We start from the raw sequence: 21,974 nt of genomic DNA on the forward strand, positions 1-21,974 counted from the left end.
AGCACTTAGATAATCACGCTAGCTCACGTTCTTAGCAATAAGGCCGCTCAGGAAACACCTCATGGACTTCGATGCAATTCTGACTCTGTCACAACAGGGAAAAATGTTTGCCAATCCCCGACGTATCGCCCTGCTAAAGGCGATCGCCGATACAGGCTCGATCAGCCAGGGTGCCAAACAAGCCGGGCTCAGCTACAAAGCAGCTTACGACGCCGTTAAGGAAATGAACAAGCAGTCTGAATCTCCTCTCATCGAGTCTGAAAAAGGCGGCAAAGGCGGCGGTGGCGCTTCGTTGACTAATCATGGCCAACGTCTGGTACAGATGTATGAGTTGCTGGAGCAAATCCAATCAATGGGATTGGAGGCACTGAATGATGACAGTGTGCCGCTGCACAGTTTACTGGGAGTAATGAGTAAATTATCGCTGCAAACCAGTGCCAGAAACCAACTGTTCGGAACCATTAAGCGAATCGAGAATCATGCCCTGCATGATTTGATCTCGGTGGAATTACAGAGTGGAGCTCACCTAACGGCTACCATAACCCACGGCAGTACAGTAAGACTGAATCTGCACCCTGGCAAAGATGTGGTTGCGCTAATCAAAGGGCCGGCGATTGATATCCAGCTCCCCGCTTCTCCCCTTCTTGCCTTATCGAAAAGTGAACAGCCGAATGCCGCACCAGATCAAAACTGGTTGAAAGGTAAAGTCAAAGCGATTGATACCGATGACAGCTCGGTCGAAGTTACCCTGACACTCAATCAAGACGATGAGATTTGCGCCCTGATTGATAAAGGAAGCGAAGACGTTTCAACGCTCAGTATTGGGGATGATGCCTATGCCGTTTTCCCCAGTGCACAGGTTATCTTGGCAACACTAAGCTAGCTGTTAATGTCGCTAATTAAATTTGAAACACTGACTCTGAAAGGGCTTATAGACTTCCCCTTGCTGGAGACAACTTTCTAAGAGGCGATAATCCAGATACTGAAAGGCAAACAACAAAAGCACCGACAATACCATGCCAATCAAAGACACCCGCATCAACCACAGTTTCTTTCTCTTCATCGCGTACAGCATTACTGCCACCGAAACAGGGGCAATACTGAGCAGAATAGGTTGAAGCTGTAGTACGGTTACCATCACGAGCAATCCATTTAGGTGATTTAAGAACGAAGAGGGACTTCCAACCCACTCAAAAGGTATGGGTATATAACGCCGTAATAATACGCTTTTAGTGCATGGAATTTCAAAACAAACTGACACCCTTTGCAAAACCTTACACAAAAATCACACACCCAAGGCATGGATTTCTTGACGGCGAACAAAAATCATTCACTGAAAGCATATTTCTTCTGAGCGCAATCACATTTTTCAACCATAATTAGTGCGCATCGAAACGTTTGCTTTTACATTTATCGTCATCGAAACGATTGCGTAATCGTTTCGATGTTCGATTAAGACATGGATGACACTGCCAAGGTTGGCAAACGACGTTAGAAGCATCACCACCATCAATAATTAAGGTGCAAGCATGAAAAAGAGCGCACTCATCAACTCTGAATTGTCCTATCTGGTTGCCACGCTTGGCCATACCGATGAAGTCACTGTGTGTGACGCCGGTCTGCCTATCCCAGATGAAACCCAACGTATTGACCTTGCCCTTATCCCTGGCGTACCCACTTTCATCCAGACAGTAAAAGCGTTGTTGGGCGAAATGCAGATTGAAGGCGTGGTGATGGCAGAAGAATTCAAGCAAGTTAGCCCTGAACACCACGATGCGCTGATTGCTCTTCTCCGCGAAGAAGAAGCGATGTGCGGTAAAACATTCAATATCGCTTATGTGCCTCATGAAGCATTCAAAGTACACACCCAAAGCAGTAAAGCGGTGATCCGTACTGGAGAATGCACCCCATACGCCAATGTCATTTTCCAAGCCGGCGTTGTGTTTTAAAAGGCCTAGTTGCAAGGACTCCCTATGACTCAGCCAATTCTAGAACTCAAAGACATCGAAAAGGCATTCCCTGGCGTGAAAGCGCTGGATAAAGCCAGCCTGAATGTCTACCCGGGCAAGGTGATGGCCTTGATGGGTGAAAACGGTGCAGGTAAGTCAACACTGATGAAGGCATTGACCGGCATCTACCATATGGATGCGGGCGAAATCCGCTATCAGGGCCAAACCGTTAACTTCAATGGCCCACGCCATTCACAGGAAGCGGGTATCAGCATTATCCACCAGGAGCTGAACCTGATCCCTGAGTTGACCATTGCCGAAAACATTTTCCTTGGCCGTGAAAAAACTAACGCATTTGGCGGCATCAAATGGGCACAAATGTATAAAGAAGCCGATGCCCTGCTAGCTCGCCTCAATGTTAAACACAGCTCGCGCACATTGCTTGGCGAACTGAGCCTTGGTGAGCAGCAGATGGTTGAGATTGCCAAAGCGCTGTCTTTCAAATCTCAGGTCATCATTATGGATGAGCCGACCGACGCCCTGACCGACACCGAAACAGAATCCCTGTTCAAGGTGATCAATGAGTTGCGTGAAGAAGGCACAGGCATCGTATATATCTCGCACCGTTTAAAAGAGATCTTCGAGATCTGTGACGATATCACGGTTCTTCGCGACGGTAAGTTCATCGGCCAGCGTGCTGTGGCCGATATCGATGAAGACACCATGATCGAAATGATGGTTGGCCGTCGTCTGGACGAACAATACCCACGCATCGACGTCAAACACGGTACTACTTGCCTTGAAGTGAAAAACCTATCTGGCGCAGGTGTCCACGATGTTAGCTTCACTTTAGATCGCGGTGAGATCCTAGGGATCTCCGGCTTGATGGGCGCAGGTCGTACCGAACTAATGAAAGTCATTTACGGTGCCCTGAAGCGTGAAGCCGGTGATATTGTGCTTGATGGCAAGGTGATCAACCCACTGACCCCACAAGACGGACTGGCCAACGGCATCGCCTATATTTCTGAAGACCGCAAAGGTGATGGTTTGATCCTCGGCCTGTCGGTGAAAGAAAACATGTCGATTTGCTCGCTAGAACAGCTGTCAAAAGGTGTTCAGCTAAGACACTACGACGAAGTCACCGCTGTGGAAGATTTCATCCGCCTATTCAACATCAAGACCCCTACACGCAACCAGATCATCGGCAACCTTTCTGGTGGTAACCAGCAGAAGGTAGCCATTGCTAAGGGGCTGATGACCAAGCCAAAAGTATTGATTCTCGATGAGCCGACCCGAGGGGTAGACGTCGGTGCGAAAAAAGAGATCTACCAGCTAATCAACCAATTCAAGTCAGAAGGGATGAGCATCATTCTGGTTTCTTCTGAGATGCCGGAAGTACTCGGCATGAGTGACCGCATTTTGGTCATGCACGAAGGCAAAATCAGCGGCGAATTCATGGCTGAAGATGCCGACCAAGAAAAACTTCTTGCCTGCGCTGTGGGTAAACAAATCAACGAGGTAGCAGCATGAGCAGCAACGCTATGACCAAACAACAAAACTCCGGTAGCGCCAAGCTATTTAGCAAAGAATGGCTGATCGAGCAGAAGTCTCTGATTGCCCTTGTATTCCTGATTGTCGTGGTGTCATTCCTGAACCCGAACTTTTTCACCGTCGACAATATCCTGAATATTCTGCGTCAAACCTCGGTCAATGCCATCATTGCTGTAGGTATGACACTGGTTATCCTGACTGCAGGTATTGACCTGAGCGTGGGTTCTGTCCTTGCCTTGTGCGGTGCCTTTGCCGCTTCCCTCATTGCGATGGAAGTGCCGGTAATGATTGCGGTGCCAACTGCCTTGCTGGCCGGTGCTGCGCTGGGTGCAATCAGTGGTGTCATTATCGCCAAGGGTAAAGTACAGGCTTTCATTGCCACACTGGTGACCATGACCCTGCTACGTGGTGTGACCATGGTTTACACCGACGGTCGACCTATTTCTACCGGTTTCACTGACGTTGCTGACAGCTTTGCTTGGTTCGGTACTGGCTATGCAATGGGTATCCCTGTGCCAATCTGGCTGATGGTGATTGTCTTTGCTGCAGTATGGTACCTACTGAACCACACCCGTTTCGGTCGCTACATTTACGCGCTGGGTGGTAACGAATCTGCCGCTCGCCTATCTGGTATCAATGTGGATCGCGTCAAGATTGGTGTTTACGCCATCTGTGGTCTGCTAGCCGCCCTTGCCGGCATCATCGTCACCTCTCGTCTGTCTTCGGCTCAGCCGACAGCAGGTATGGGCTACGAGCTTGATGCGATTGCAGCAGTTGTTCTTGGCGGCACCAGCCTAGCCGGTGGTAAAGGCCGTATCATGGGTACCTTGATTGGTGCACTGATTATCGGCTTCCTGAACAATGCCCTAAACCTATTGGATGTCTCCTCCTACTACCAAATGATTGCTAAAGCAGTGGTTATCCTGCTGGCAGTCCTTGTAGATAACAAAAATAAGTAACACAACCTCTGTACGCGGGTAGCCCCCTGCCCGCCTCCACCCGACATATGTAGAAAGGAAAATAGAATGAAAAAGTTAGCAACCCTAATCTCTGCCGCTGTACTGTCAGCTTCATTCAGCTCTACGGCTGCCGCGCAGGACACAATGGCAATGGTTGTCTCCACGCTTAATAACCCATTCTTCGTAACCATGAAGGAAGGGGCTGAAGCCAAAGCGAAAGAGTTGGGCTATAACCTGATTGTTCTTGATTCACAAAACGACCCAAGCAAAGAGCTTTCCAACGTGGAAGACCTTACGGTACGTGGCGTGAAGGCAATTCTAATCAACCCTACCGATTCTGATGCCGTTTCCAATGCAATCCGCATGGCGAACCGCTCTAACATCCCTGTTCTGACCCTGGACCGTGGTGCAAGCCGTGGTGAAGTGGTTAGCCACATTGCCTCTGACAACGTAGCAGGCGGTGAAATGGCCGGTAAATTCATCATGGAAAAAGTGGGTGAAAAAGCACGTGTTATTCAGCTAGAAGGTATCGCCGGTACCTCTGCTGCCCGTGAACGTGGTAAAGGCTTCATGCAGGCGGTTGACGGCAGCGGTATGGAACTACTTGCTAGCCAGCCAGCAGACTTCGACCGTACCAAGGGCCTGAACGTAATGGAAAACATGCTAGCTGCTAACCCTGACGTACAAGCGGTATTTGCTCAGAACGACGAAATGGCACTGGGTGCTCTCCGTGCTGTTCAAGCATCAGGCAAAGATGTCCTGATCGTTGGCTTCGATGGTACTGACGACGGTATCGCAGCGGTTAAGCGTGGCAAGCTAGGTGCAACTATCGCCCAGCAGCCTGATCTAATCGGTGCGCTAGGTGTAGAGACTGCAGACAAGATGCTGAAAGGCGAGCAGGTTGAAGCAAACATCCCTGTTCCTCTGAAAGTGGTTTCAGAATAAGAGAAGGCTTGAGGCAAGTGGCGATAGGCAAAAGGTTCAAAGCCAATAGCCAATAGCCAATAGCCAATAGCCAATAGCCGGGCAGGATATAACTGAACTTCTGTTTATATCCTGCCTCCCAACACCCCAGATAGTGTTCAGAGTCTATGGTTTAGCAAACATTTCTTTCCCAACTGCTAAGCCATACATTTTGGCCAATGAGAATCAAAAAGGTCCCAATATGAATAAATTAGTCGTTCTTGGCAGTGTGAACGCCGACCATGTTCTGCAAGTTGCATCTTTCCCTCGTCCGGGAGAAACGCTGCATGGCCATAGCTACTGTGTGATCCCTGGTGGTAAAGGGGCAAACCAAGCAGTCGCTGCTGCCCGTCTGGGTGCCGATATCGCATTCATTGCCTGTGTCGGTGATGACAGCTTCGGCCACGAGATGCGTGACGCCTTCGCCAAAGAAGGCATGAACACCGATGGCGTAATGATTGAAAAAGGCATGCCAACCGGTATTGCGATGATCCAAGTGGCGGCGACTGGCGAGAACAGCATTGCAATTTCCGCCGAAGCCAACGGTTGCCTGAGCCCGGCACGTATCGAGCCGCACCATAATCTTATCAAGCAAGCTGATACGCTGTTGATGCAACTAGAAACCCCGATGGCGACCATTGAGGCAGCGGCCAAAGTAGCCAAGCAAGCAGGTACTCGTGTTGTCCTCAACCCAGCCCCTGCCCAACCTTTATCGGATGACTTATTGCAACATATTGATATGATTACCCCTAACGAGACTGAAGCAGAGCTGCTAACCGGTATCAAGGTAACTGATACCACCAGCGCGCAGAACGCGGCTGATGCCCTGCATGCAAAAGGGATCAAACAGGTCATGATCACCTTGGGCAGCCAAGGCGTTTGGGTCAGCGAAAACGGTCAGGGACGGCAAGTACCGGGCTTCCGTGTTGATGCGAAAGATACCACTGCAGCAGGCGATACCTTCAACGGCGCATTGCTGACAGGCCTTCAGGAGAACAAGGCGATGGATGACGCCATCCGCTTTGCCCATGCTTCTGCTGCAATTTCAGTCACCCGAATGGGTGCTCAAACGTCTATTCCACACCGCCGTGAAGTGGAACGCTTTCTTATTGAGCACCAATAAGTTAATGATGCCGTGCCCGCCCGGGCACGGTTCAGGGAGAACCTATGGCGACAATCAAAGATGTAGCAAAGCTTGCAGGGGTTTCGACTTCGACAGTTAGCCACGTCCTGAATAAAACCCGCTTTGTCAGTGAAGACATTTCTGTTCGCGTTATGGCGGCAGTAAAAGAGCTGAACTATGCCCCATCGGCCTTGGCGCGCAGCCTGAAGGTTAACCACACCCGTACTTTCGGTATGCTAGTAACCACCTCGACCAACCCATTCTTTGGTGAAGTCGTAAAAGGTGTAGAGCGCCGCTGCTATGAGCAAGGTTATAACCTGATCCTGTGCAACACCGAAGGCGACCTGGCCCGTATGCGTGACAGCCTGGATATCCTGCTGCAAAAACGTGTCGACGGCCTGCTGCTGATGTGCAGCGAAGTCGATGGCCAGGCCTTCGATTTATTCTCTCGCCACCAGCCAGTGCCAACCGTTGTGATGGACTGGGGGCCGATTGATTTTCCGAGCGACAAGATCCAGGATAACTCCCACCACGGTGGTTATCTGGCGACCAAGCACCTTATCGACCAAGGCCATACCCAAATTGGCTGCCTAACCGGCCCGCTCGATAAGCTTACTGCCCAACAGCGCCTGTCAGGCTATGTACAGGCGATGGAAGAAGCCGGCTTGGAAGTCAACAAACAGTGGATTGCATCAGGGAACTTTGAGTGTGAAGGCGGGGAAATCGCCTTTAATGAGGTGTTTGGCAAAGGGCCCCTACCATCAGCCTTATTCGTCTGTAACGATATGATGGCGATGGGCGTCATTAATACCGCCAGCAAAAAAGGCATCCGCGTGCCTGAAGATCTTTCTATTGTGGGTTACGACGATATCAAGCTGGCAAAATATATCACGCCTTCTTTGACGACCATCCATCAGCCTAAACACAGACTGGGTCAACAAGCTGTCGATATCCTACTCAGCAAGATCCAAAACAAGCATGAAGCCAACACGGTGATACAGCTTGAGCCGACATTGGTAGAGCGTGACAGCGTTAAGCGTATTCATTAGTGTAAACTCATGAAAACCTCTAGAGCCCGTATCATACACGGGCTTTTTTATTTCCCTCAAAGCGTTAGACATATACCGTTACAAAAATTCATGGCATCAAACCCAGCAAAATCGGCTGTTCTTTAACAAGAAGCAAGATAACAATTGACCGAATATTTAATTCAGCGTACAACTGTAAGCTCAAAGTTCACATTAAACCTTTGCTTTCAAATTCACAGCTAGCCCTACCCTAGCTAAGGACAGCAATATGCTCGATGGCATTACGCACTGGATTAAACTTCGCTTACTCTGTTTATCCCTTTCCACGCAATGGGAGAATGACTTCTTTTCCAATCATTTTTAGCTTTACCCATTATCTCTACTGTATATTCGACGCACAAAAAATCCCCTGCCGTTAAGCAGGGGATTAATTTAAATCCAAAAGATAGCAGAGTTAAATAACCAACCCACCATCAATCTTTAGCGTCTGACCCGTAATAAATCCCGAGTTGTCGCTAGCAAGGAATAGCGCGCCATTGGCAATGTCTTGTGGCTTACCCATCCTGCCTAGCGGTGTTTTGTGTCTCATGAAATCCAAGACTTTCTCAGGTAGATCAACGGTCATCGGTGTTTCAATAAACCCAGGCGCAATACAGTTCGCCCTCACTTGGGCACCTTTGCGAGAAAACTCTTTCGACCACCCTTTGGTCATGGCAATCACGCCACCTTTCGTGGCCGCATAGTTAGACTGACCAATGTTGCCATCGGTACCCACCACAGAGGACATGGTAATGATGGAACCTGCACCGCCTTCAACCATGACCGGCGCAATCGCCTGGGTCATGTTAAACACACCTTTTAGGTTAACATCAGACACTAGATCCCAATCTTCCTCGGTCATTTTTTCAATTAGGTTGTCACGGGTTACTCCGGCATTGTTGACCAATACATCAATCTTGCCGTGTTCTGATTTCACTTGTTCAACGAAATGCGCAATATTCTCACGATCACAAACATTCAGCTCAATACCAGTGACATTCGGATACTTTGCCTCCAAGTCAGCCATTGCGGCCAGATTCATGTCGCACGCATACACTTGCAACGCATCATTCTTGGCAAAGGTTTCGACGATGCAGCGGCCAATCCCTTGGGCACCACCTGTCACAATACACACTTTGTTATTTAGCATTTTTTTATTCCCCTATATGAATACCAAACTGTTACAGCAAAACGGTTAGAACTGGTATTAGCGAGTGCCTGCAGTTGTGACGGGCAACACAACTCACTGTATTCTCGTATTTTAGAAGATTCACCCCAAACGATTAGTCACATTGATGCAAATCACCTTTGCGAATATGGGATATCAACCGAGGCGATAACCATACCGTCATCATTTTCTGGCACTTTTTTGCTATAACTATATGTAGGGAAATGGATTTTAGGGGGTGATCATGTTAGACAAGGTAGTCTTCTTTCTTCATGTTGTGAGAACCGGTTCGATCAGCGAAGCGGCCAAGCACAACAATATCTCACCTTCCGCTGCCAGTCGTTGGTTAAATGAACTGGAAGAAAAAATGGGGGTGAGTTTGCTCAAGCGGACCACCCGAAAAATCACTCCAACCCAAGCTGGACAACGGTTATTTGACAGGTTCAGCCTACTTCATACCCAGATTGATGATGTCTTCAATGAAGTCCAGAACATGAGCAGTGAGGACAAAGGCACCATCAAAATCGCCAGTACCCCACTGTTTGCCAAACACTACCTAAGCCAGATCATCGGCGAGTATTTGCAAGAGCACCCGTCAATCAATTTTGTGGTATTAGAAACCGCTTTCGAAGTCGATCACGTCCATGATGTCGACTTTGCTATCCGTGCCAATGCCACTTACCGAGGCTTCCAGGATAAAGACAGCCTACTGGTGAAACGTTCACTGCTCCGAGAGCCCTTGATGGCATGCTGCTCACCGGGTTATATCAAGAAAAACGGCAAGCCCATCGTCCCCGATGATCTCAAACACCACCGCTGCCTCTATGCAAGTACCCTTGTGGGTGGCAACCGGTGGATTTTCGAATTGGATGGTGAATATTCAACTGTAGAAATCGCCCAGACCGTCGAAGCCGATGACAGTGAAATCCTCAAGAACATTGCGCTAAATGGTGGTGGAATAGCCTATCTACCACTGAGCCTGATCTCTAATGAGATCGAAAAAAAGACTCTTCAACCCGTTTTAGAAAATTATGTAAGTAGTCAATTTGAGCTCAACCTCTATTTTAAGCCCCGTAAATATATGCCTGCACGCTGTGCCAACTTCAAAGATTATCTGATAGAGCGTGTTCCGGAAATTGAACTGTTAAAGCAACAAGGAAGCGCCCATGGCCGATATGCCACCAAGCCTGCAGACCTGGCTAAAATCATTCAATGATGCCCTATCGCAAGCAAAGCAACTCGGCATTCCGCCAACACCAGAAATGGCAAGGCTAGGCCTAGCGACTATTACCCAACAGTTTGTCACTGCAAAAGTGGAGATAAGCCAAGTCATCGATACCCATATCAACGGCACATCGATACCTTGTCGGATTTACCACCCGTCTCCTGATGCGGCTTTACCGGTACTGATTTTCTTCCATGGTGGTGGTCACATGTGTGGCAGTATTGCGGTTTACGACCCAATAAGCCGCCGTCTTGCCCACCATAGTCAGCATATTGTAGTGACAATTGACTATCGCCTTGCTCCAGATCACCCCTACCCCAAAGGTTTGGTCGATTGCATCATGAGCCTAGAAGAAATAGTCCATACCCTCGAGAAGCTCACTGTTGCCTTTCAGCACAACATTTCTATTGCTGGCGACTCAGCCGGTGGAGCTTTAGCAACCTCACTGGCACAGCGTCACCCAGAAATGATCAACCAATTGGTGCTGATATACCCAAGTCTGGATTACACTTTTTCCAGTGACTCCTTGGTCGACTACCGTGAAGGTTACATTTTAGAGACAGCAAAAGTGCAGTGGTACTTCGATCAGTATTTTCAACAAGGCGAAGACCGCCGAGAAGCTTCACCACTGTTTTCAGCGTTACCCAGTAACCACCCAGCAACCATGCTCATAACAGCAGGATTTGACCCGATACAGGATGAAGGAAAGCGCTATTTCGAGCGTTTGCAATTGCTAGGGATCCCAAGTGTTCACCATCACTTCGAGAACATGACACATGCTTATTTAAATTTGGAAGATCTAGCACCAAACGATTGTGAGCAAACTTACCGATACATAGATAGTTTTCTGAACCAGTAATCTACAGCGAAGATAAAAAAGCCCAGCTGGGTGCTGGGCTCAAAATAGGCTTTGATTAGTGGCATTACCACATTAGATCATCTGGGATCTGGAAGTCCGCGTACGGATCATCTTCATCAACTTCCTGCTCAGACACAGTATTGTTGACAATGATCGTCTCTTCATCACGCTGGCTGATCTTATCGGCAACTACACCAGGGATCACTGCGTAGCCCTCCAGGTAGCGGGCAATCGCTAGTCGGCCGCTAACAAGCTGGTCTTGTGTCTGCTTATCGACATAGATTTTCTTAACTAGCGTACCATCGGTAAAGTTATAACCAATATCACCATCAGCCAGATCTATCTTGTTCATTTCGATCAGCTGCTTCACCTGAGAAGCGATAGCTTTCTTATTCGCTTCATCCTGCTTCTGGCGGTTCAGCTCTTTGTCCTGCTCCAACTGGGCAGCTTTATTCGCTTCAACAGCGGCTTTAGCCTCATTACGCAGAGTACGAGATTTCTTGGACTGTTTGCCCGCTTTTTTCAATTTTTTCTTGTCAATAAGACCAGCTTTTAGCATCTGCTCTTGAAGGGATAATTTCGCCATTTCGACTCCGTCACGGGCAAAGATATATTAAACCCCTATTATCCCTTTGTCGCCGGAATCACGTCAACCTTGACTTAGCAGACATCGACCAGATAAGCGGCGCAAACACGCCGCATATCAAACGATTAACGCTGGAAGGGGTATATCGAGCCTAAGTTCAGGATTTGCGTCAGCTCATCAAGGGCTGTACGTGACTCAAGCAGTAATGAAGGATCAGCCAAGTCCGCTTCAACCAACCGGTCACGGTAATGCTTCTCCACCCAACCGCTCAACTGGCCATATAAAGCCTCTGACATCAAGGTGCTTGGGTTCACCGCCGCCAGCTCTGGCTGTGTTAGTGCCACGCGCAGCCTCAAACAAGCAGGGCCGCCACCGTTGGCCATACTCTGTTTCAAATCAAATACTTTTATCCCATCAATACCCTGTTTATTTGCCAGAAGCTGTTCAAGGTATGCCCATACCCTAGGGTTATTACGGCACTCTTCAGGCAATATCAGCACATTGTCACCATTTGGCATGGTGATGAGCTGGGAGTTGAACAGATAGCTAGTAACGGCGTCTTCTATCGACACACTGTCGGTCGGTACTTCAATAATCCGCATTTCGCCAGAGAGTTTCAGGTTTAGCTCATCATAAGCAGCCTGCTGATTTAAAAACGCCTGCTCGTGGCAAAACAATACATTGCGGTTACCCACCGCAATGACATCATTGTGAAACACGCCTTGATCAATCACGTTCGGGTTTTGCTGGGCGATGACTACCTTGTCTGTATCTAGCTGGTGCAGCCTTGCCACCGCCTCACAGGCTTCAAAGGTATGGCGTGCTGGAAACTTTGTCGGTGCAGGATACCGGTTATCGAAGGCGTAGCGGCCGAAAACAAAGAACTCAACCCCTTGCTGCCCGTAATCAAGGCAAAAACGGGTATGGTTAGCAGCACCTTCGTCACCAAAGTGCTCAACGCTTGGCAGGGCTGGGTGATGGACAAAATGTTCCTCATCTGAAAATGTCGCTTTGAGGATTCGGCCTGTTACTTCATGTTCGATTGAGCGGTGGAACTTATTAATGAGGTTAGCGGGTGTAAAATGGACTTTTCCATCCTTGGTATCAGCCGAAGGAGAAACAGTTGCCGCATTAGCGGTCCACATACTTGAAGCTGAACAGCACGCTGCCAGCACTTGTGGAGCCTGCTTCGCTGCCGCTGCCAATACCGACTGGTCACTACCGGTAAATCCTAACCGACGGAGTGTGGCAATGTCAGGTCTTTCCTGCGGCGCTAATACCCCTTGCACCATTCCCATATCTGACAAAGCTTTCATCTTTGCCAGGCCTTGCAAAGCGGCCTGTTTAGGACTGGATGGGTTAGCTTGGTTTTTTGCAGAAGCGACATTACCAAAAGAGAGACCGCTGTAGTTATGCGTTGGCCCAACTAGACCATCAAAATTTACTTCAAGTGCGCTCATAGACATTCCATGTTTAGTTACCACCTTTGCATACCACCAACAATAACAAAATCGCTACATTTACAACAAGTGCGGTACAAGTCTCTGGTTAGCATAGAGACGAAGATAGAAACAACTACTATTGGCATGTCTATTCATTAAAGATGACTTACTTAATGTGCCTATTCCTAATCGGACACATAATTAAGCGTTTGAAGGTTAGAGAAAAGCCCGCTTAGGGCAAGCAGGCTTTTTATTGAACTGTGCGCTGGATCATCATATGTAATAAAGAAGAAGTCACTCAGTGGCTCACTGAACTAGAAAAAACATTGATAACAACGGTACCCGACAAGATAAGGAGCATGCCTATCACCGCTGGTAAATCCAACTGCTGGCCGTGCCACAGCCAGCTGATCATGGCAACCAAAACGATCCCGGCACCACACCAAATCGCATAGGCAATCCCAATAGGCACAGCCTTTACTGTGACAGACAGCATAAAGAAAGCAACAGCATACCCCGATAACGTTATCAGAGTGGGTACAAACTGGGTAAATTGTTGGGTTCTAGGCAGCATCGACGTCGCGATCACTTCACAAACAATCGCTATAGACAAGGCCATCATAGGGGGCATAGCCGCAATCAACTTAAACATCTGAAACTCATAGCATTTGAAAAGCGCTCATCCTATGCCAGTTTGATGAATAAGTCATGAATTAAGGCATTACTTTAGCTAAACAAACCCATAAGTTTAATCGTCCCACTCAACAACATGTCCCGAGTCATAGACTCCGTCGCTGTAGGCTGGAGAGAAATTGATAAAGATGTTTTCCTTCGCCACAGGCAATACATCAGCCAAGGTGTTGGCAATCACTTCAAGCATATTGGCAATTTGCTCTTCGGTGTTGAAACTGGGTGCAACGAGATGAACTAACAAAGGGTGGGTTTTATCAGGCTGGCAGTCTACTACCTTTCCGTTGTGGGCATAGTGATGAGGAGAGAGGTAATCCCAAGTCGCCATAACATGTTTTAAATCGATATCGCTGGTTTCTGATACTGCTTTGGAAAGCACACCTAACATGGAGGGAATATTCACTTCTTGAGCAAAAGGCAACGACTTAATTCTGATTAACGGCATAGCGCTTCTCCTTTAAGACCTTAGCTAGCAGCAAAAGAGCAGCTAGCTAATTTGATCGGGGTCACATTAAAGAAGATAGCCAAGTGCGTTGTTGCTACACCTTCTCAATTTTGAGAATTAGCACTTTTTTATTCGTCACTTGAGCGCAAATTAGTCACAGCTCTTATCATCGCAGCCCTTCTCCTCGCAACACGGATTTATGACGCGCTCGGCACAAGTATATGGCTCGATATGGATAATCACATCAACTAATTCATCTATCTGGGCCAAGATATGAGACTTGAAGTTTTCGCTGATAGTATGGGCATCCTCAACCCGCATGTCGGGGTCCACTAGCATATGAAAGTCTAACAAAATTGTACTACCAGTACGACGGCTGCGGATAGCATGGACTTCTTTGATCTTTGGTACTTCACTGGCATAACCTTGGATCTTAGCCTCGATGTCTTCATCAGCCTGCGCTTCTGCCAATTCCATGATAGCCGGCCACAAAATTTCAAATGCCGCTTTTAGGATCATTGCAGTGACGATCAACGCTGCAACCTGGTCGAGATAATGTAGGTCTGGGAAAATATAATTTGCGATTACAGCAACTGCCACTGGTAGTGAACTCAGGGCATCAGTACGATGGTGCCATGCATTGGCATGAAGAGAACGGCTGTTGATTCTTTTTGCTTGGATAACCGTCCAACGGTACAACACCTCCTTCACTACAATTGAAGCTATAGCCGCCCAGAAAGCCAGCATTCCCGGAACGGCGTTGGTTTCATGGCCCAGAGCCGATAGCGAATCCCAGCCAATACCAATACCAACAATAAGCAGCAATACACCAATAAAGATATTGGTGAAGGTTTCAAATCGGCCATGCCCGTATGGGTGGCCTTTATCAGCTGGCGCGGTCCAATAGCGTGAGCCAATCAAAATAGCGGTATCGGTGATTAGATCCGAAAAAGAATGTACACCGTCAGCAACCAAAGCCTGGCTACCTGTAATTTTACCTATCGTGATCTTTAATACGGCCAAACTTACGTTTGCAATTGAGCCTACCCACGTCGCTCGCTGTATTACTTTTACCGGATTATCAGCCATTGTCCCAACTTCTGCATGGTTAACATCCCCTCGTCAAAGCCAAATTACGAGGGATAAAACAAGTGAACATAATACGCGTCATCACTGTTGCAAACCAGTTTCTCTCGACTATCGCTAAAATTAGGTAAAAACTATCAACTTTGGATTATTTTATTTTGCCCTCTATTACCTCTTGATGACAGTAACAGGTCACCAAATGGTCATTCACCATTCCAACCGCCTGCATAAATGCATAGCAAATCGTTTCACCGACAAATTTAAAACCTTTCTTTTTGAGAAAACGACTCATTTGCTTAGAAGCTTCTGTTGAAGTTGGTATCTCTTCCATCGATTGCCAGTGGTTATTTACTGGTTGATGCTCAACAAACTGCCAAAGCGCATTTGCCAGACTGCCATACTCATTAATTAACTGTTGAGCCGCCCGTGCATTATTAAATACCGAACTGATTTTCCCTCGATGCTTTATTACATCATAACCACCGATAATTGCTTCTACTCGATCATCTTCATATAAGGCGAGCCTCGCTATATCGTAATTATCAAATGCCGCCCTGTAAGCTTCGCGCCTTTTAAGAATGGTGTACCAACTCAGTCCTGCTTGAGCACCTTCTAAAGTCAGGAATTCGAATAAATATGTATCTGATTTATTTACCCTTCCCCACTCTTTATCGTGGTATTCCCGCTCTATAGGCTGCTTCATTGCCCATGCACACACACTTTTTTCCAAGAAACCTCCAAAATATGTACAACTTTTTCACCGAAAAGTTTAGTTACAACAATGATATTTCTCCAAACTCCTGAGCACAAATAGATTTCACAAGGCATACCCATTAAGGGGTAGTTATGATTACCATCACCTCTTGATAATATTCTTTTAGGGAATTATTCTGTAAACGATTACTGATGAGTTTATAGATTATTTAGGTGCAAAGTGACAAGGTGAGTTAATTTGATTTTTGACCATGCATTCAAGTTTCAATTTTTTGCAACCGACATCACATAAACCCAGATAAGACATGTAAATCAAATTGAAAAATAACAACTTCATTCCATAATGGGAAAATCAATACATCGTTATTGGTTAGGGAAAAGGACTTTTATGAGAAATATCGCCGATTTTATCGAGCAGCTAGAAAAAGGAAATGACCCGTTCAACGTTTGGGTATACTCCAGTAAAGGTCAATACAGTCAGTTCGGCAAGCAAGGTAACAAGATTTCAACACCCGCACTTCAGCGTGCGTTGAACAAATACCTTCAAGTTGTAGTAGAAGTGAATAATGAATCTGATGAAGATGCATTTTTATTACTACCAGAAGTCCATGCTGTAGTGCCAGTTTCATTCCGAGACGGCCAAGTGCAGTCACTGACTCGACCAAACTAAATAAGACATATAACTTTGTGACTAACGATTAAGAACGATACATGGCTAGGTCAATCTTATACACAAAATGAAAATGCCTTATCCAAAAACAGACCTTCCTGGTCTGTTTTTTATGCCAAGTCGAAAATGTAGCGATACGCTACTCACTCGTAACTATAACTAAAGTTTTGGTTAGGATTGATAAACGAAGTCGACATCAGTATCCGTGCGTTAGATTGTTTACAGGCCAGGTTTCCATCATCCCAACCTTGATTGAACTTGGTATCACTACCATCAAGGGTTTCATCCTTGCCAAACACCTTGCCATAATTACCTGTCACTCCAAGGGCACTGTCGCAACCTTGGTTATAACCATAATGGTAGATACTGTCGTAAGGCACATCGTAGTCATAATCATCAGGAAACAACTGGTAGTTTTCCAGATCTGAGCTTGAACAACCCAGTATTGTCATTGGGAGTATTACAATACTGGCCCAATACCCTGTCTTTTTCATAACTTCCCCTTTGGTCTGGCGTTTACTACATAGTAGCCAAAACCTGCAGGTATCGGTGCTCAAGTTAGATATTGACTATAAAAATGGCAGAAGTAGTAAGTATCCGAACGATAAAAAGCCAGCGATGCTGGCCTTTAATCAAATAGATAAACGAAAAGTTAATTCTTCAAAACGGCATTGAAACGCTCGAAACCTCGTTCCAGATCGGCAATTAAATCTTCCGGCGATTCAAGGCCAACGTGCAAACGCAGTAATGGGCCTGCGAAGTCTTTCTTTGCCACCGTGCGCAGCGAGTTGATATTTTCATTAGCAAGGATCAGGCTTTCGAAACCGCCCCATGAATAACCCATGCTGAAGTGCTCCATACCGTCGAGCAATGCGGTCAGCGCCTCGGTGTTCCCGCGGTTCAGCACAACCGAGAATAGACCGTTGCAGCCTTTGAAATCACGCTTGTAGAACTCATGGCCTTCACAGCTTTCAAAAGCCGGGTGACGCACATGGTCAACCTCTTCGCGCCCTGCCAGCCACTGCGCTACCTTGATACTGTTTTCTTCATGCTGCTTTAGACGAACACCCAGCGTGCGTAGGCCTCGCATGGCGAGATAGACATCATCTGGCGATGTACACTGGCCAAGCAGGTAACTATTTTCGCGTAGTTGATCCCAGCAACGCTCATTAGCAACCGCGGTACCCAACATAACATCAGAGTGGCCGACAATGTATTTAGTTGCCGCCTGAATCGAGATATCAACACCGTGCTCAAATGGTTGGAAGTTAATCGGTGATGCCCAGGTGTTGTCGAGCATCACGACCAGGTCATGCTCATGGGCGATGCGCGCCAAGGTCGGTACATCCTGTACTTCCATGGTGATTGAACATGGTGATTCAAGGAAAAGAACCGTGGTATTCGGCTTGATAAGATCACGGATCCCCTCGCCAATCATAGGATCGTAATAGGTGGTTTCCACGCCCATCTTATCAAGCATTTTGTCACAGAAATCACGGGTAGGTTCATAGACACCATCCACCATCAAGATGTGATCGCCCGCTTTTACAAACGACAGAATGGTGCTGGTAATTGCAGCCGTTCCACACGGGTATAGCGCACAACCAACCCCACCTTCCAGCTCAACCATCGCATCCTGGAATGCAAAGTGAGTATTAGTGCCTCGACGGCCATAGAACAATTCTTTGTTCGCCCGGTTTGCCGTCGCGTGTTTCATCTCTTTGACCGAATCAAATACGATAGTTGAAGCCCGGCTTACCGGCGGGTTAACCAGTGATTGGGTCCATTTCGATGAACGTCCTGCAGTTACGATCTTGGTTTCTAATGATTTCTTACCCATGTTGCGTCTCTTTCCTTTCAATCTCGGCGCTAGTCTCCATACTTTTGACGTTATCACAGTTCAGGCGTGTTGGATATAAATGGCTAGGCACTAAATAAATATCCATTTTAACTATAAAAAAGGACCCGAAGGCCCTTAGCTTTATTAATATTTTTGATAAATTTCGTTCTGTTAAGGCTCTTGAGAGACCGGCTCCAGCTTGTAATGTGACGCATTGAGATTAAACAGCTCCGGCAACGCGGTGCCAACCGAGACCGAAGACCAAGTGCCAGTCAAAATACCGATAAACATCGCAATGGCAAACCCTTCAAGCGCCCCGCCACCCAGCAGCCACAAAGAGCCGACAGTCAGCAGTGTCGTACCCGATGTGATCATAGTGCGGGAAATCGTCGCCGCTATCGCTTCGTTATTGATGTCTTCAATCGGCTTATCCGGTTTTGACATCAGCAACTCTCGAATACGGTCGGCAATGATAATCGAGTCATTGAGCGAGTAACCCAAAATGGCGAGTACGGCCGCCAGTACCGTCAGATTGAACTCCATCTGGGTAAGAGCAAAGAAGCCCAATACAAAGATAACATCATGCGCCAGCGCAAACACAGAGCCTGATGCCAAGCGCCACTCAAAACGGTAACTGAGGTATCCAAGAATACACAATATCGCTACCAATAAAGCTAAGCCCCCCTGTTCGGCTAACTCTTGCCCGACTTGAGGGCCGACAATACTGGTATTCAAAACCTGGACATTGTCATCCAAAGCATGCAGAGCTGCAGATACATCTGGCGCTTCGCCTTGCTCAGGGATCGCATAGCGTAATACCCAGCGTCCCGGCTCTCCGGCAGCGATGACACTGACATCCTGGCCAAGTTTCGCATCCAATTGCTGGTCAATCTCATGACTGGTTAACGCGCTGTTGGTTTGCACCTCAGTCACGATACCGCCGGTAAAGTCCAAGCCCCAGTTAAGCCCCTTAACGGAAATGGCCACTAGAGATCCAATCAGCAAGATAATAGATACGACACTGGTAAAGTGACGCCATTTTGTTGCATTCTTCATAGTGATCAACATATTAAATTCGCACCTCACGTCGAGCATCACGACCCCAAACCAGATTGATAATGGCGCGGGAAGCAAAAATACCGGTAAACATACTGGTTAGAAGACCTAAACCAAGCGTTAAAGCAAAGCCCTGTATCGGACCATTACCAACGGCATAAAGTACAACCGCAGTGATCATGGTGGTGAAATTGGCATCGAAAATAGTGCTAAATGCACTGCTAAAGCCGCGATCGATAGCCTGCGCAAGGCTGCGACCTTCCCTTAGCTTGTCGCGTATACGTTCAAAAATAAGTACGTTGGTATCGACCGCCATACCGACCGTCAACACTAACCCTGCGATACCAGGAAGTGTCAGCACCGCTCCTGGGATCAAAGCCAGCAAGCCAAACAGCATCACCATATTGAAAACCAATGCCACATTGGCCACCCAGCCTAAACGGCGGTACCACAGCGCCATAAAGACAAGTGTCAGGCCCATACCCAACGCCAGCGCAGCAAAACCGTTCTCAATGTTTTCAGCACCCAGTGTTGGGCCAATCGTACGTTCTTCAACAATGGTTACCGGTGCAGTCAATGATCCTGCTCGCAACAGCAATGCTAGTTCCTGAGCATCTTGGATCGAGCCCGCACCAGTGATTCGGAAGCGGTTACCCAGTTGGCTCTGGATCGTTGCCACACTGATGATCTTGCTTTCCTGTACTGCGTTCCCTTCACTATCGCGGCTATATTCGCTAAAGGCGGTTGCCATTGGCTTACCAATGTTCTGACGAGAAAAGTCAGACATTATCTTACCGCCAGCACTATCAAGGTTGATGTTTACTTCGGCCATACCCATTTCGCCAAAGCTGGCACGGGCATCCACAATGTGATCACCACTTAGGATTGGCTTACGAGCAACGCGCACTGGCTGACCATGCTCGTCATTGATTGTCATGGTACTGCCGCTACCCAGCTCGCGAACCGGGTAAAATGCCAAGCTCGCCGTAGCACCAATCACGCTTTTTGCAGCAGCTGGATCTTGTACACCCGGCAGCTCAATACGAATACGGTTTTCGCCTTGGCGTTGTACGAGCGCTTCGGTGATGCCGAGCTCTTCGATACGGCTACGCATGGTTTGCAGATTTTGCTGGACTGTCAGGTTTCTTAGCTGTGCTTGCTCTGCGGCTTTCAAGGCCAGTCTCACACCACTGCCTGCATCATTGGTGACTTGCCATTGAGGGTAGTTTTGGCGGATAAACTGACGGACTTTGCCATTGGCTTCGCTATTAGGAAGTCTTACTACCAAAGTGTCCGCGGCCACCGATTCAATTCGGGTATTTCGAATACCCTGTTGACGGAACTCTTGGCGCAATTCGTCTTGCAACAATTCAGCTTGCGCTTGATAAACCTGGTTCATGTCCACATCGAGCAAGAATTGGACTCCACCACGCAAGTCCAAACCCAGTTTAATCGGCGCAAAACCCATGCCCTGCAACCATGCAGGTGCAGCCGGCGTCATAGCCAAAGTTAATTGCGAATCGCTCTTTGGCCCCATTTCCTGAGCCAGTACCGTTCGGGCTTGGGTTTGCTGAGACTCATCGGCAAGCACAACCAAGGTACTATCTGGTTGCTGGTCTATACGCTTTACCGCAATATCGTGCTGCTTCAAAGTATTTTGCAACTGGACGACATCAGGGACAGGCACACCCTTGGCTGACACTTGTACGGCAGCATCTTCTCCGTACCAAGTTGGGATAGCACTAAACATCATCACTACTAAGGTGACGATCAGAACAACATATTTCCAGGCGGGATAATGATTCAGTAACCGCTGAGGGGCTTTTTTTCTCATAGTTTTACCACTGTTTTTAGTGTGCACCGCATACGATGCACAGCACACTGCCCCCGTCAAACAAGGAAAGCAGGTGTAATACCGCTCCTACTCGCAGCACGATGTGTACTTAACAAGCAGGGGTTATTTGTCCTGGACGAAAAGCAGGACGGGATAAATTGCGGATTACGCCAAAGGTAGGCGGTGGTGGTAAACGGTATAGATGAGGTTAGATTCCTTCCAACCGGAGACCCGGCCCGAAGGAGGAGATGTCTTCAGCGTCCAATCCAAAGTTGGCTGCATATCAACCCGATAGTCTTTGGCAAAACTAGGCACAGGCGCAACAGGTAGCTCAATGGCTAACTGATAAGCAGGCTCAACATCTTCAGGATCATGACGCAACAAGCTGGAAAAACGGCTTGAAGCGGCAATCGCTAGGTCTAGGCTACGATCGTGGTTTGAATGCTCGTTATTGCTGGAAGGGGATTGACTACCAACTTGGATAGCATCAGTCAGATCCGTTTGATCAAACTGCAACAGTGCATTTAGCTCAGCTTTAGATTGAGCAAACGAGGCAGGATGAGCCAAGTGCTTCGAAAACACTTGTTTTGAAAGTACTTGGAGCACCAAGCCTTCGTTATCTGCTAGCTGGTGATCCGACTGAAAGCCTGCCGCTTCTGATACAGGCGCGACTGAACCTGCATGGCTAGGCCACGCAAATCCCAAACACACTATCAGCATCAAAATTCTTAGCATAGAAGCCAGCCC

22 protein-coding genes are annotated in these 21,974 nt (G+C 47.6%); 10 read left to right on the forward strand and 12 right to left on the reverse strand.

Annotation, left to right across the window (positions count from 1 at the left end; genetic code table 11):
- Positions 1-61 precede the first annotated feature (61 nt).
- From R2X38_RS03005 to R2X38_RS03035, 7 genes are all read left to right on the forward strand, one after another.
- A complete protein-coding gene (locus R2X38_RS03005) occupies positions 62-883 on the forward strand; it encodes a TOBE domain-containing protein (protein WP_317520579.1) in 822 nt (273 codons plus the stop codon).
- Between the two features lie 646 nt (positions 884-1,529).
- Positions 1,530-1,949 (forward strand): D-ribose pyranase, encoded by a 420-nt coding sequence (gene rbsD, locus R2X38_RS03010; protein WP_317520580.1) that lies wholly within the window; start codon positions 1,530-1,532, stop codon positions 1,947-1,949.
- Between the two features lie 24 nt (positions 1,950-1,973).
- Positions 1,974-3,479 carry a ribose ABC transporter ATP-binding protein RbsA gene (rbsA, locus tag R2X38_RS03015; RefSeq protein WP_317520582.1) on the forward strand — a complete coding sequence of 502 codons (1,506 nt, stop codon included), beginning with the start codon at positions 1,974-1,976 and terminating at the stop codon, positions 3,477-3,479.
- A complete protein-coding gene (gene rbsC, locus R2X38_RS03020) occupies positions 3,476-4,459 on the forward strand; it encodes a ribose ABC transporter permease (protein WP_317520584.1) in 984 nt (327 codons plus the stop codon). Before rbsA ends, rbsC begins: the two co-directional genes overlap by 4 nt.
- Before the next feature lie 66 nt (positions 4,460-4,525).
- A complete protein-coding gene (gene rbsB, locus R2X38_RS03025) occupies positions 4,526-5,404 on the forward strand; it encodes a ribose ABC transporter substrate-binding protein RbsB (protein ID WP_039461926.1) in 879 nt (292 codons plus the stop codon).
- A 220-nt stretch (positions 5,405-5,624) separates the two neighbouring features.
- A complete protein-coding gene (rbsK, locus tag R2X38_RS03030) occupies positions 5,625-6,545 on the forward strand; it encodes a ribokinase (RefSeq protein ID WP_317520587.1) in 921 nt (306 codons plus the stop codon).
- 44 nt (positions 6,546-6,589) lie between these two features.
- The gene (locus R2X38_RS03035) at positions 6,590-7,594 is read left to right on the forward strand and encodes a substrate-binding domain-containing protein (protein ID WP_317520588.1); all 1,005 of its coding nucleotides are present in this window, start codon (positions 6,590-6,592) and stop codon (positions 7,592-7,594) included.
- Between the two features lie 433 nt (positions 7,595-8,027).
- Here the strand turns inward: R2X38_RS03035 and fabG are convergent, their stop codons facing one another.
- Positions 8,028-8,762, reverse strand: a complete 735-nt coding sequence (fabG, locus tag R2X38_RS03040) for a 3-oxoacyl-ACP reductase FabG (protein ID WP_317520589.1) — start codon at positions 8,760-8,762, stop codon at positions 8,028-8,030.
- A 262-nt stretch (positions 8,763-9,024) separates the two neighbouring features.
- On the opposite strand from fabG, the gene R2X38_RS03045 reads away from it, so the two are divergent.
- Positions 9,025-9,996: a LysR family transcriptional regulator gene (locus R2X38_RS03045; RefSeq protein WP_317520591.1), complete on the forward strand. Its 972-nt coding sequence runs from the start codon at positions 9,025-9,027 to the stop codon at positions 9,994-9,996.
- Positions 9,947-10,864, forward strand: coding sequence for an alpha/beta hydrolase (locus R2X38_RS03050; protein ID WP_317520593.1), 918 nt, complete (start codon positions 9,947-9,949; stop codon positions 10,862-10,864). Before R2X38_RS03045 ends, R2X38_RS03050 begins: the two co-directional genes overlap by 50 nt.
- Positions 10,865-10,928: 64 nt before the next feature.
- Here R2X38_RS03050 and R2X38_RS03055 read toward each other — a convergent pair whose 3' ends face one another.
- The 6 genes from R2X38_RS03055 to R2X38_RS03080 all read right to left on the reverse strand — a co-directional run bounded on the left by R2X38_RS03055 (position 10,929) and on the right by R2X38_RS03080 (position 15,816).
- Positions 10,929-11,450, reverse strand: a complete 522-nt coding sequence (locus R2X38_RS03055) for a DUF2058 domain-containing protein (protein WP_317520595.1) — start codon at positions 11,448-11,450, stop codon at positions 10,929-10,931.
- 125 nt (positions 11,451-11,575) lie between these two features.
- Positions 11,576-12,910 (reverse strand): N-succinylarginine dihydrolase, encoded by a 1,335-nt coding sequence (astB, locus tag R2X38_RS03060; protein ID WP_317520597.1) that lies wholly within the window; start codon positions 12,908-12,910, stop codon positions 11,576-11,578.
- A 280-nt stretch (positions 12,911-13,190) separates the two neighbouring features.
- Positions 13,191-13,523, reverse strand: a complete 333-nt coding sequence (locus tag R2X38_RS03065; RefSeq protein WP_411184594.1) for an SMR family transporter — start codon at positions 13,521-13,523, stop codon at positions 13,191-13,193.
- 117 nt (positions 13,524-13,640) lie between these two features.
- On the reverse strand, positions 13,641-14,027 hold the full coding sequence (locus R2X38_RS03070; protein WP_317520601.1) for a hypothetical protein: 387 nt from the start codon (positions 14,025-14,027) through the stop codon (positions 13,641-13,643).
- Between the two features lie 150 nt (positions 14,028-14,177).
- The gene (locus R2X38_RS03075; protein WP_317520603.1) at positions 14,178-15,116 is read right to left on the reverse strand and encodes a cation diffusion facilitator family transporter; all 939 of its coding nucleotides are present in this window, start codon (positions 15,114-15,116) and stop codon (positions 14,178-14,180) included.
- A gap of 145 nt (positions 15,117-15,261) precedes the next feature.
- Positions 15,262-15,816 carry a DNA-3-methyladenine glycosylase I gene (locus R2X38_RS03080; protein WP_317520903.1) on the reverse strand — a complete coding sequence of 185 codons (555 nt, stop codon included), beginning with the start codon at positions 15,814-15,816 and terminating at the stop codon, positions 15,262-15,264.
- 399 nt (positions 15,817-16,215) lie between these two features.
- Here R2X38_RS03080 and R2X38_RS03085 point away from each other — a divergent pair, with 399 nt between their 5' ends.
- Positions 16,216-16,497: a hypothetical protein gene (locus R2X38_RS03085; RefSeq protein ID WP_317520605.1), complete on the forward strand. Its 282-nt coding sequence runs from the start codon at positions 16,216-16,218 to the stop codon at positions 16,495-16,497.
- A gap of 143 nt (positions 16,498-16,640) precedes the next feature.
- Here R2X38_RS03085 and R2X38_RS03090 read toward each other — a convergent pair whose 3' ends face one another.
- From R2X38_RS03090 to R2X38_RS03110, 5 genes are all read right to left on the reverse strand, one after another.
- Positions 16,641-16,991, reverse strand: coding sequence for a hypothetical protein (locus R2X38_RS03090; protein WP_317520607.1), 351 nt, complete (start codon positions 16,989-16,991; stop codon positions 16,641-16,643).
- Positions 16,992-17,149: 158 nt separating this feature from the next.
- Positions 17,150-18,337 carry a cystathionine beta-lyase gene (locus R2X38_RS03095; protein ID WP_317520609.1) on the reverse strand — a complete coding sequence of 396 codons (1,188 nt, stop codon included), beginning with the start codon at positions 18,335-18,337 and terminating at the stop codon, positions 17,150-17,152.
- Between the two features lie 171 nt (positions 18,338-18,508).
- Positions 18,509-19,405, reverse strand: a complete 897-nt coding sequence (gene secF, locus R2X38_RS03100; RefSeq protein WP_317520610.1) for a protein translocase subunit SecF — start codon at positions 19,403-19,405, stop codon at positions 18,509-18,511.
- Position 19,406: 1 nt separating this feature from the next.
- Entirely contained in the window at positions 19,407-21,227 is a 1,821-nt protein-coding gene (secD, locus tag R2X38_RS03105; protein WP_317520611.1) for a protein translocase subunit SecD, read from the reverse strand.
- Between the two features lie 165 nt (positions 21,228-21,392).
- A complete protein-coding gene (locus tag R2X38_RS03110) occupies positions 21,393-21,962 on the reverse strand; it encodes a hypothetical protein (protein ID WP_317520613.1) in 570 nt (189 codons plus the stop codon).
- Between the last annotated feature and the right edge of the window lie 12 nt (positions 21,963-21,974).

The organism is Photobacterium rosenbergii (genome assembly GCF_033022775.1).
In the GTDB taxonomy this organism is placed as follows: Bacteria; Pseudomonadota; Gammaproteobacteria; order Enterobacterales; family Vibrionaceae; genus Photobacterium; species Photobacterium rosenbergii_A.